Source organism: Ruoffia sp. FAM 26254, from assembly GCF_045528545.1.
Lineage (GTDB): Bacteria > Bacillota > Bacilli > Lactobacillales > Aerococcaceae > Ruoffia > Ruoffia halotolerans.
Genome location: NZ_JBGQQY010000064.1, coordinates 1 through 11,755 on the forward strand (window position 1 = coordinate 1; position 11,755 = coordinate 11,755).

Below are 11,755 nucleotides of genomic sequence, written 5' to 3' on the forward strand. Positions count from 1 at the left end.
AGATATTCTCCTTATGTTATTTGGTGGTACTTTTAATATAACGAATATCTGCGTCTTTTAGAAGACACAAAGATAGGGTTGATGACATTTTAATTTTTGTCATCAACCCTATTTATTGTAGAACCTTACTGTGTCGCTTTTTATTATTTAACCATCATAGCCTAATCTTTCTGAAGCTTCTTGGGCACCGTGACGTAAGATCCGCATATAGTCTTTTAATTTATCTTTATTCATACGAGTTAGAGGATCAACAATAGAAAGGGCGCAGACAACTTCATTCTCATAATTCCAAACTGGGAGAGTCAGTGGATAATTACTTTCAGTTAATTCAGCCACACTAAAACTATACCCTTGGCTACGAACTTTTGATAATTCTTTCTTCAATTGAATCGGATTTGTAATTGTATGCTCTGTGAAAGCAGAGTGTGGAAGGTTAATCGCTCTCTCAATTGTTTCTTCATCTGAATAAACGAGAAGCACTTTACCAGTACTGGTTGCATGTACCGGATTTTTCATTCCAATTTGTGTATTGATATCTGAGTAATATGGACCGTTCATCTTATGGACGTAGAGGACATCTGTTCCCTTGAACGCAGTGATTTGTGCACTTTCATTTGTTCTTTGAATAATATTGCTAAGTACTAGACCAGCTTCGCGGTAAATTTCATTTGTGTTTGCAAATATACCTGCGTTAGTAACTTATTACCCAACATGTAACCATGATTTTGGAAATCACGGGCTAGAAGGTTTTCTTTTTCTAATGGGTGGCATGGGTGTTGAAATGGATATGCCTTACGGACTGAATGAAATTTGGGGTTATAAAGGAACAAGAGAACATATGGCTGAGTTAATTGATTTATTGCCTATGACAAAAAGTTCGCGACTGAAGAATTAATTACTGTTCGTCATGTTGCAAGTCAAGAGCCTGGCTTCCATGAAGCATTCAGTTCAATGTTCCCACATTCACGCCAAAGTTCTACGGATAACTTGTCATTCCCAAACGGAAAATTTAAGAAAATCAAACATAAAACTTTATTAGTTCATGGGCGTGAAGATAAAGTTGTTCCGGTTTTTTTATGCCCAAGCAAGTTGATCAAGGTAGTCAATTAAGGCTTCTTGAAAGTCACGAAAAGCAGGGCTGGTTGTTATGACATGGCGTCCATCTTGGAAACTATCAAGGTGAACCGTTGCGTGAGTTAATTTACTTGCAATATCATCTTGCGTCTTAGGATCAATCAGCTCATCTTGAATGGATTTAGCAATATAAGTAGGGGTCGTTATCTTTTGTAAGTTATCACGAACGCCTATAATTAACTCATCAATTTGCTCGATTTGTCGATTCATTAAAGGGGTCAAGGTTTCAATTTCCTGTTGGATATCTTCATCTGACCATTTTCTATGTGAAAGAATGCGTCGAATGGAGCTTGTGATGTATTTTCGAATAGGTGTTGGGTCTAGGCCATTAATACATGGACTATTGAAGGCGCCAATTGCGGTGAATTGATTTGGGTATTTTTGAGCAGCATTCAAAGCCAATATTCCCCCTAGAGAAAGTCCCATAATTGCAATTTGTTTATAACGCTCATCTTCCAAGAATTGAATTGCTTCATCAACTTGGTGAGTCCATTCATTGGGATGGATCTGGAATAAATCGCCCACAGATTTTGTCCCATGTCCCGCTAGGTTAAAAGCATAGACACTGTAGCCTGCCTTGCGAAGCGCTCTAGCCGTTCGTCCAATTTCTTGAATACTTCCAACAAAGCCGTGTAATAATAAAACACAGCGGGGACCTTTTTGATAATAGATCGTGTCTTTTGAGTCGGGCACGATAATCCTCTCCTTTAATAAAAAACAAGCAATATAACGAGTGTTATACTGCTTGTCAAAGTTTTATAATTGGTTTAATATTTCTTCGATGACAACAGCAACACCGTCTTTACGGTGTGAAGGAGCAATAAACTTAGCCATTGCTTTCACTTCTGGTGATGCATTTTCCATGGCGTAACTATGACCTGCCATTTGTAACATTGAGCGATCGTTTAAAGAGTCCCCGATGGTAGCAACGTCTTCCATAGCAATACCGCGAGAAGCTGCATACTCAGCAACTGCAAACCCTTTTTGCGCTTTTGAATGTGTCACTTCTAAGTTATCTGGTCCCGAAGACGTAATGTCTAAATCTTCATAGCCTTCAAAAGTTTTAAGGAAGTTAGGCAAATTGCTATCAGAGGGTTCACCGAAAATCATAAATTTTAGAGCAGTGGTATCATCTGTATAACTAAACTCACTCATATCTTTAATGTAAGCAAGCTCATGAATGAACTGTGCATCACTGGAATAAGCATCGTCTGTTTCGATATTGGTATATTTCTCGATTTCTAATTTGCGAAGCATTCCCTTCACACGATTAACGAAAGCTTCTTTATCTCCTACATAGAAGTATTTATCCGTCATGACTGAATAAGCCGTTTTAGTTTCTTCTAGGTAGTTCAGCATTTCTTTAACAGTATCAATTTCTAACGGGATTTTTGTTTCGATGTCACCATCTAAGTTGTAGACGGCGGCCCCATTTAAGTTAATCATTTTACAGTTGATTTTATGAGCATCTAACATTGGTCTTGCAGAATTGTAGGCACGCCCAGTAGCGATCACAAATTCGATGCCTGCTTGTTGTAGTGCCTTAATTGCTTTCGCATTTCTTTCAGAAACCACGTGTTCTTCATTGAGTAGCGTCCCATCCATATCCGAGACAAATAACTTAACCATTTAATATCCTCCAATAATTTTTAGATTATTTTCTAGCTATAGTTTAACATGAATCAAAATAAAGTGATATGATATTGCTAAGTATATAAAGAGGTGAAGCATATGAATGAACAATATTTTTCTAATAATCCCCAAAGTCAACATCAAGAAAAGCAAATAGATACTGTAGTAAATGGGTTCAATCTTAAATTGATTACCGATAGCGGTGTGTTCTCAAAAGACCGCGTAGACTATGGATCACAGCGTTTAGTAGAGACGTTTATGGAAGAGAAACAAGTCCTTGAAGGTCAAAAAATTTTAGAATTAGGTAGTGGTTATGGACCAATCGTTATAACCTTAGCTAAAGCATTTCCTCAAGCCTCGATTACCGCTGTGGAATTAAACGAGCGAGCCTATCACCTTGCCCAGAGAAATAGCTCATTGAATCAAGTTGGGACGATTCAATGGTTACTAGATGATGCGACATCAGTCGATCTGAACGGAGAGGTTTTCGATTATGTCCTAACTAACCCACCGATTAGAGCAGGAAAACAGACGGTTCATCAGTTTATTACCCATAGCTACAAGCAATTGAAACCAGGAGGCTCCTTATGGGTCGTCATCCAGAAGAAACAAGGAGCACCATCTTTATATAAACATATGGAAGATATTTTTGGTAATGCTGAGAAAGTAAAGCAAGATAAAGGTTACTGGATATTAACGAGTGAGAAAATCGTGTAAAAAATATAAAATATGACGATACAACCTAATATTGGACTGTCATTTTAATCATGATATAATTATATTAAGGGTAAGGTAGTAGTTCCGTTACAGTGCCAATCAACCTGTCAAAGATGCAAAGACAACATAATAGGAGGTTTGCTGTTATGAGTTTTAATAGTGTCCATGATGCACATCGACGAGCGGCTATACAAACGCAACAGGCAATAGCGAAAGAAAGTCGAGATAACAATAAGAAAGACAACAAGAAACATTTTAACGTAGATGATACTACACGAGTAGTGAAGGCAGATACATGGGTGGAGCGGTTAAAACAAAGCTACCTAAAAAATAGTAGACATGCGAACATCAAATAAGCTAAGAAGAGTGAGTTTAACTTACTCTTCTTTGTATTGTTTCAACCAAAAAATTCGAAACGATTTGTAAGTAAGCGTGTTAATGATAAATAAGAAAAAAGTATTGACATAGGAATAAAATTCTAGTAATATAGATAAACGCAAAGAATAGGTATAGATGAAGAGATCACCGCTGAAATATTGTCCAGTCGGTGTTTTCGCCAGAATAAAACAAAAGATTGAGGCGCTTTTAACCTAAAGTTCACAATCCTTTGTTATTTTTTTGCCCAAAATTGAGTAAAAAAAGCAAGTGTAACGCAATGTTAATATTTGTAACAATTCTGTAATATCTAACTTAGTTCTAAAATTTATAAGGGGTGAAGAGCTTGAGTAATCATCATATTGTGAAATATGGTAAAAAAGCAGAGCGTCGTAGTTATTCACGTATTAACGAAGTACTAGAATCACCAAACTTAATCGAAATCCAAACTGATTCATATCAGTGGTTCCTTGAGGATGGGTTAAAAATTATGTTTGAGGATATCTCACCAATCGTTGACCACACAGAAAACTTAGAGTTACATTTTGTAGACTATGAATTTAGAGAAGCGAAATATAACGTCGACGAAGCAAGAAGTCATGATGCAAACTTTTCTCAGCCAATTTACGTAAAATTACGTTTAGTGAATCGTGAGACAAATGAAGTAAAAGAACAAGTTGTTTTCTTTGGGGATTTCCCGATGATGACAGAAATGGGAACATTCATTATTAATGGAGCAGAACGTGTTATCGTTTCTCAATTAGTACGTTCGCCGAGTGTATATTTCCATGATCGCCTAGATAAGAAAAACCGTCACACATTTACATCAACAGTCATTCCAAACCGTGGTGCATGGTTAGAATTTGAAACGGATGCTAAAGGTGTTGCGTATGTACGTATTGACCGTACACGTAAATTACCACTAACAGAATTAGTTCGTGCTTTAGGATTCGGATCAGATGAAGAAATCTATGATATCTTAACTGAATCAGAATTATTAAACACGACTATTGATAAAGACGTACATAAAAACGTTGCAGACTCTCGTGTAGAAGAAGCATTGAAAGATGTTTATGAACGTCTGCGTCCAGGTGAGCCGAAAACGGCAGAAAGTGCGAGAAACTTATTAACAGCTCGTTTCTTCGATCCACGTCGTTATGACTTAGCGCCTGTTGGACGTTACAAGATCAACAAAAAACTTCACTTAAGATACCGTTTATTAGGCTTAACATTAGCTGAGACTTTAGCGGATCCTGAAACTGGAGAAGTATTGTTCACTGAAGGAACTAAACTAGAGCAAGATGACATTGAAAAATTAGTTCCTTATTTAGATAAAGGCTTAAACATGGTGACGTTACACCCTGCTCCGGAAGCAGTTGTTGCAGAACCAATCGATGTACAAGTTGTTCGTGTTTATTCACCAGAAGATCCAGAGCAAATTATTAATATTATTGGTAATGGTCATTTGACTGAAGAAGTTAAGAGCTTAACTCCAGCAGATATCATTGCTTCAATTAACTATTATTTATTCCTAGACCATGGTATTGGTGAGACAGACGACATTGACCACTTAGGTAACCGTCGTATTCGTTCAGTAGGTGAATTACTACAGAACCAATTCCGTATCGGATTATCTCGTATGGAACGTGTTGTTCGTGAGCGTATGTCACTGCAAGATACATCTTCAATGACACCCCAACAATTAATTAACATTCGTCCTGTAGTTGCTGCAATCAAAGAATTCTTTGGTTCATCTCAGCTATCTCAATTCATGGACCAATCAAACCCACTGGGTGAGTTAACACATAAACGACGTCTATCAGCCTTAGGACCTGGGGGATTAACCCGTGACCGTGCTGGATACGAGGTACGTGACGTGCATTACTCTCATTACGGGCGTATGTGTCCGATTGAGACACCAGAGGGACCAAACATTGGGCTAATTAACTCACTCGCAACTTATGCGAAAATCAACGAGTTTGGTTTCATAGAAACACCATTCCGTAAAGTTGATCGTGAAACAAACCGTGCAACAGAAGAGATTCATTATTTATCAGCAGATGAGGAAGATTTATATATCGTTGCGCAAGCAAACTCATTACTGAATGAAGATGGAACATTTACAAACGAAACTGTTATGGCTCGTTACAAGTCTGAGAATATCGAAGTTCCAAGAGAACAAGTCGATTTCATGGATGTATCACCTAAACAGGTTGTTTCAGTTGCGACGGCATCAATTCCTTTCTTGGAAAATGATGACTCGAACCGTGCCCTAATGGGAGCGAACATGCAACGTCAAGCTGTTCCATTGATTAATCCTAAAGCACCATATATCGGTACTGGTATGGAATATCAAGCAGCACATGACTCGGGAGCAGCGTTATTATGTAAACGACCTGGTACAGTCACTTATGTAGATGCAGACCGTATTCGCGTTAAATTAGAAGACGGATCATTCGATGATTACCGTTTAACTAAATTTGCTCGTTCGAATGCTGGTACATGTTATAACCAACGACCAATTATTGAATCAGGTGAAACTGTTGCTAAAGGAGATATCTTAGCGGATGGACCTTCAATGGAAAATGGAGAAATGGCCTTAGGTCAAAACCCATTAGTAGCCTTCATGACTTGGGATGGATATAACTACGAGGACGCGATCATCATGTCAGAACGACTTGTTAAAGATGACGTATATACTTCAATTCATATTGAAGAATATGAATCAGAAGCTCGTGATACTAAGTTAGGACCTGAAGAAATTACACGCGAAATCCCGAACGTAGGGGAAGACGCACTTAAATATCTAGACAAAGACGGAATCATTGCTATCGGTGCTGAAGTTCGTGATGGGGACATTTTAGTAGGTAAAGTAACACCTAAAGGTGTAACAGAATTATCTGCAGAAGAACGCCTATTACATGCAATCTTCGGTGAGAAAGCACGTGAAGTCCGCGATACATCACTACGTGTACCACATGGTGGAGGCGGAATCGTTCATGACGTGAAAATCTTTACGCGTGAAAACGGAGACGAATTATCACCAGGAGTAAACATGTTAGTACGTGTTTACATTGTACAAAAACGTAAAATTAGTGAAGGGGATAAAATGGCCGGACGTCACGGTAATAAAGGGGTTGTCTCTTTAATCGTGCCTAAAGAAGATATGCCATTCTTACCTGATGGAACACCAGTGGACATTATGCTGAACCCATTAGGGGTACCTTCACGTATGAACATCGGACAAGTATTCGAACTTCACCTTGGAATGGCAGCGCGTGAGATGGGTATTAATATCTCTACACCTGTATTCGATGGTGCAAGTGAAGAAGACGTTTGGGAGACAATCAAAGAGGCTGGGTTAGCAGAGGATGCTAAAACTACTTTATATGATGGTCGAACAGGGGAGCCGTTTGATCGTAAAGTATCAGTTGGTGTTATGTACATGCTTAAATTAGGACACATGGTTGACGACAAAATCCATGCTCGTTCAACTGGACCTTACTCATTAGTAACGCAACAACCATTAGGTGGTAAAGCACAATTTGGTGGACAACGTTTTGGTGAGATGGAGGTTTGGGCCCTTGAAGCTTATGGTGCAGCTTACACATTACAAGAGATTCTAACTTACAAGTCAGATGACGTTGTAGGACGTGTGAAAACTTATGAAGCCATTGTAAAAGGTGAGCCAATTCCAAAACCAGGTGTACCTGAGTCATTCCGAGTATTAGTAAAAGAATTACAATCTCTAGGATTAGACTTACAAGTACTTGATGCAGATCACAAAGAAATCGACTTACAAGATGATGAAGAAGATGACGATATCATCAACTTTAATGCCTTAGAAAAATACAAAGAAGATCAAAAGCAAGCAGGCAATAAACCAGTTGCTGCAAGTGAAGCTGTAGAGAAAAACACTGATAAATAAATTTAAGTTAGTATAACGGGATAGAATGATGGGAGACCCACTCTTTAAACGAGTGGCTCCGTCGACTATCGGCAATTTTATAAGGAGGTTGGCCCTTTGATAGATGTTAATACTTTTGAATCAATGCAAATTGGTTTAGCATCCCCAGAGAAAATCCGTAGTTGGTCATACGGTGAAGTTAAAAAGCCAGAAACAATTAATTACCGCACACTAAAACCAGAAAAAGATGGCTTATTCTGCGAGCGTATTTTTGGTCCGTCAAAAGACTGGGAATGCGCGTGTGGTAAGTACAAACGTATTCGCTATAAAGGTCGTGTTTGTGAACGTTGTGGTGTAGAAGTAACGCGTTCTAAAGTACGTCGTGAACGCATGGGGCATATTGAATTAGCAGCTCCAGTAACTCACGTTTGGTATTTCAAAGGAATTCCAAGTCGTATGGGTCTTATTCTTGATTTAAGCCCACGTTTATTAGAAGAAGTTATTTACTTTGCTTCTTATATCGTGATTGAATCAGGTGATACACCTTTAGAAGTTAAATCATTATTAACTGAGACAGAATACCGTGAAAAACGTCGTGAATTTGGTAATCGATTTAAAGCTAAGATGGGTGCCGAAGCAATTCGTGACTTACTAGAAGCAGTAGACATTGAAGCAGAAGCAGCAGAATTAAAAGAGGCATTGAAGACAGCGACAGGACAAAAACGTACGCGTGCCATTCGTCGTCTTGATATTCTAGACTCATTCTTAGAATCAGGTAATGATCCAACTTGGATGATTATGGATGCACTACCAGTTATTCCGCCAGAGTTACGGCCAATGGTACAACTTGAAGGTGGACGTTTTGCAACAAGTGACTTGAACGATTTATACCGTCGTGTTATTAACCGTAACAACCGTCTAAAACGTTTATTAGATCTTGGAGCACCAAACATCATCGTTCAAAACGAGAAACGTATGCTACAAGAAGCAGTTGACTCATTAGTTGATAACGGTCGTCGTGGTCGTGCTGTAACTGGACCGGGTAACCGTCCATTGAAATCATTATCACACATGTTAAAAGGTAAGCAAGGACGTTTCCGTCAAAACTTACTTGGTAAACGTGTTGACTATTCAGGACGTTCAGTAATCGTCGTTGGACCATCATTAAAAATGTACCAATGTGGATTACCTAAAGAAATGGCTATTGAATTATTCAAACCGTTTGTAATGAAAGAATTAGTTGAACGGGATATCGCAGGAAATATTAAAAATGCGAAAAAAATGATTGAAACTCAAGATGACGCTATTTGGCCAGTTATTGAAGACGTGATTAAAGAACATCCGGTTCTATTAAACAGAGCACCTACGCTTCACCGTTTAGGTATTCAAGCTTTCGAACCAGTGATCGTTGAAGGTAAAGCGATTCGTCTTCACCCATTAGTATGTGAAGCCTATAACGCCGACTTTGATGGTGACCAAATGGCTGTTCACGTTCCGTTATCTGAAGAAGCACAAGCAGAAGCGAGACTATTAATGTTAGCAGCACAACATATCCTGAACCCTAAAGATGGTAAACCAGTTGTAACACCATCACAAGATATGGTTTTAGGTAACTACTACTTAACATTAGAAGAAGAAGGACGTATCGGAGAAGGTATGGTGTTTTCTTCTGTAAGTGAAGTTGAATTAGCTTACCAAAATGGATATGTACACTTACATTCACGTATTGCTATCCCAGCGGCTTCATTAGAAGGAAAACCATTTACAGATTGGCAAAAAGAACGTTTAATGGTAACGACTGTTGGTAAAGTGATTATTAACCAAATCATGCCAGAAGAGTTCCCTTACTTAAACGAGCCAACAACTGAAAACTTAATTGAACGCACACCTGATAAATACTTCCTTGAACATGGAGTAGATGTCAAAGAAGCGATTAAAGAAATGGACTTAGTACCTCCTTTCAAGAAAAAACATTTAGGTAACGTCATCGCAGAAGTGTTCAAACGTTATCAAGTAACTGAAACATCTATCATGCTTGATAAGATGAAAGATTTAGGTTATAAATACTCAACTCGTTCAGGTATGACTGTTGGGGTTGCGGACGTTATTAACTTAGATACTAAAGAAGGAATCATTACAGATGCTCATGACCGCGTTGAGAAAATCACTAAGCAATATCGCCGTGGTTTAATTACTGAAGATGAGCGTTATAACAATGTTATCCGTACTTGGGAACGTGCGAAAGACCAAATTCAAAACGAATTGGTTGAAAAACTACCACGTCTTAACCCAATTAACATGATGTCTGATTCTGGTGCCCGTGGTAATATCTCTAACTTCACTCAGTTAGCTGGTATGCGTGGTAACATGGCGGCTCCAAGTGGTAAGATTATCGAATTACCGATTACTTCGAACTTCCGTGAGGGATTAAACGTACAAGAAATGTTTATCTCTACCCATGGTGCTCGTAAAGGTATGACCGATACTGCCTTGAAGACAGCCGATTCAGGATACTTAACACGTCGTTTAGTTGATGTGGCACAAGATGTTATTGTTCGTGAAGATGACTGTGGAACAGACAAAGGTCTAGTAATTAGAGCGATTAAAGATGGAAATAGTGTCATTGAATCACTAGAAGAACGTCTCATCGGTCGTTACTTACAAAAAACGATTCGTCACCCAAAAACGAACGAAGTTATTATCTCTAATAACGAATTAATTACAGAAGATATCGCGCAACAAATTATTGCTGCTGGTATCGAAGAAGTAACGATTCGCTCAGTATTCACTTGTGATACGATTCATGGTGTATGTAAACACTGTTATGGACGTAACTTAGCGACTGGAGACGAAGTTGAAGTTGGTGAAGCAGTTGGTACAATCGCTGCCCAATCAATCGGTGAGCCTGGTACACAATTAACAATGCGTACATTCCATACGGGTGGGGTTGCCGGTGGTGGAGATATCACTCAAGGTCTTCCTCGTATCCAAGAGATCTTTGAAGCACGTAACCCTAAAGGGTTAGCTCAAATCACGGAAGTGGATGGTGAGATTGAAGCGATCGAAGAGAAAGCTTCAGACCGTACTAAAGATATTACTGTTCGTGGTATTACAGATACACGTACATATAACGTGCCATTCCAATCAAGACTTAAAGTTACTGTTGGAGAAACTGTAGAACGTGGTCAAGCCTTAACAGAAGGTTCAATTGATCCGAAAGAATTACTACGAGTAACTGATGTTATCACTGTTGAAAACTATCTATTACATGAAGTACAAAATGTTTACCGTGGACAAGGGGTAGAAATCGGAGATAAACACGTGGAAGTAATGGTTCGTCAAATGCTTCGTAAAGTACGTGTTATGGACCCAGCTTCTACAGATATCTTGCCAGGAGCATTATTAGATATTGCTGACTTCACTAAAGCCAACGAAGCAGCAATCAAATCAGGAGAAGTTCCTGCAACTGCACGTCCAGTTTTACTAGGAATTACAAAAGCAGCTCTAGAGACAAATTCATTTATCTCTGCTGCATCATTCCAAGAAACGACACGTGTCTTAACTGACGCTGCTATTCGTGGAGATCGTGACGAATTGATCGGATTGAAAGAGAACGTTATTATCGGTAAACTAATTCCTGCCGGAACTGGTATGAACCGTTACCGTTCACTTGAAACGTCAACTTCTGAAGATATCGAACGAATTTTAGAAGAAGAAAGAATTGCAAAAGAAAAAGCCGAAGCTGAAAAAGCTGAAGCCGAACAAGAAGAGAAAGACGCTAAGTCTTCATTTAAATAATTAAATATTTTCAAATACAAACGCCTGCTCACTGAGTTAAATTAGTGAGCGGGTGTTTGTATTTATATTGGTTCATGAATTTTTGATGTTGGTGGACCGAGGAGCCAGGTGACGCAGTCACCTTGGCTCTTTTTTTATTCCTATGTTTAAGTGTCTCTCTATGCAACGATAGTTTGTGTTGTGTTCTCATCT

The 11,755-nt window shown here is 38.7% G+C and carries 8 protein-coding genes; 5 read left to right on the forward strand and 3 right to left on the reverse strand.

What is annotated here, in order from left to right; genetic code table 11:
* Positions 1 to 147: 147 nt before the first annotated feature.
* Positions 148 to 558, reverse strand: a complete 411-nt coding sequence (locus ACEN3Z_RS10815; RefSeq protein ID WP_197104051.1) for an IclR family transcriptional regulator — start codon at positions 556 to 558, stop codon at positions 148 to 150.
* A 112-nt stretch (positions 559 to 670) separates the two neighbouring features.
* On the opposite strand from ACEN3Z_RS10815, the gene ACEN3Z_RS10820 reads away from it, so the two are divergent.
* The gene (locus tag ACEN3Z_RS10820) at positions 671 to 895 is read left to right on the forward strand and encodes a hypothetical protein (RefSeq protein WP_407090870.1); all 225 of its coding nucleotides are present in this window, start codon (positions 671 to 673) and stop codon (positions 893 to 895) included.
* A 179-nt stretch (positions 896 to 1,074) separates the two neighbouring features.
* Here the strand turns inward: ACEN3Z_RS10820 and ACEN3Z_RS10825 are convergent, their stop codons facing one another.
* On the reverse strand, positions 1,075 to 1,827 hold the full coding sequence (locus ACEN3Z_RS10825) for an alpha/beta hydrolase (RefSeq protein WP_407090871.1): 753 nt from the start codon (positions 1,825 to 1,827) through the stop codon (positions 1,075 to 1,077).
* Between the two features lie 63 nt (positions 1,828 to 1,890).
* Positions 1,891 to 2,763: a Cof-type HAD-IIB family hydrolase gene (locus tag ACEN3Z_RS10830; protein WP_407090872.1), complete on the reverse strand. Its 873-nt coding sequence runs from the start codon at positions 2,761 to 2,763 to the stop codon at positions 1,891 to 1,893.
* A gap of 102 nt (positions 2,764 to 2,865) precedes the next feature.
* Between ACEN3Z_RS10830 and ACEN3Z_RS10835 the strand changes: the two genes are divergently transcribed.
* The 4 genes from ACEN3Z_RS10835 to rpoC all read left to right on the forward strand — a co-directional run bounded on the left by ACEN3Z_RS10835 (position 2,866) and on the right by rpoC (position 11,563).
* Positions 2,866 to 3,483, forward strand: a complete 618-nt coding sequence (locus ACEN3Z_RS10835; RefSeq protein ID WP_407090873.1) for a class I SAM-dependent methyltransferase — start codon at positions 2,866 to 2,868, stop codon at positions 3,481 to 3,483.
* Between the two features lie 146 nt (positions 3,484 to 3,629).
* A complete protein-coding gene (locus ACEN3Z_RS10840) occupies positions 3,630 to 3,839 on the forward strand; it encodes a hypothetical protein (protein WP_407090874.1) in 210 nt (69 codons plus the stop codon).
* A 356-nt stretch (positions 3,840 to 4,195) separates the two neighbouring features.
* Positions 4,196 to 7,786, forward strand: a complete 3,591-nt coding sequence (gene rpoB, locus ACEN3Z_RS10845) for a DNA-directed RNA polymerase subunit beta (protein ID WP_407090875.1) — start codon at positions 4,196 to 4,198, stop codon at positions 7,784 to 7,786.
* 96 nt (positions 7,787 to 7,882) lie between these two features.
* Entirely contained in the window at positions 7,883 to 11,563 is a 3,681-nt protein-coding gene (rpoC, locus tag ACEN3Z_RS10850) for a DNA-directed RNA polymerase subunit beta' (protein ID WP_407090876.1), read from the forward strand.
* Positions 11,564 to 11,755: the final 192 nt, after the last annotated feature.

Excerpts from the sequence above, each read along its gene's own strand:
- ACEN3Z_RS10815 (WP_197104051.1), bottom strand. The coding sequence starts at position 558 with ATGAACGGTCCATATTACTCAGATATCAATACACAAATTGGAATGAAA.
- ACEN3Z_RS10830 (WP_407090872.1), bottom strand. The coding sequence starts at position 2,763 with ATGGTTAAGTTATTTGTCTCGGATATGGATGGGACGCTACTCAATGAA.
- ACEN3Z_RS10835 (WP_407090873.1), top strand. The coding sequence starts at position 2,866 with ATGAATGAACAATATTTTTCTAATAATCCCCAAAGTCAACATCAAGAA.
- ACEN3Z_RS10840 (WP_407090874.1), top strand. The coding sequence starts at position 3,630 with ATGAGTTTTAATAGTGTCCATGATGCACATCGACGAGCGGCTATACAA.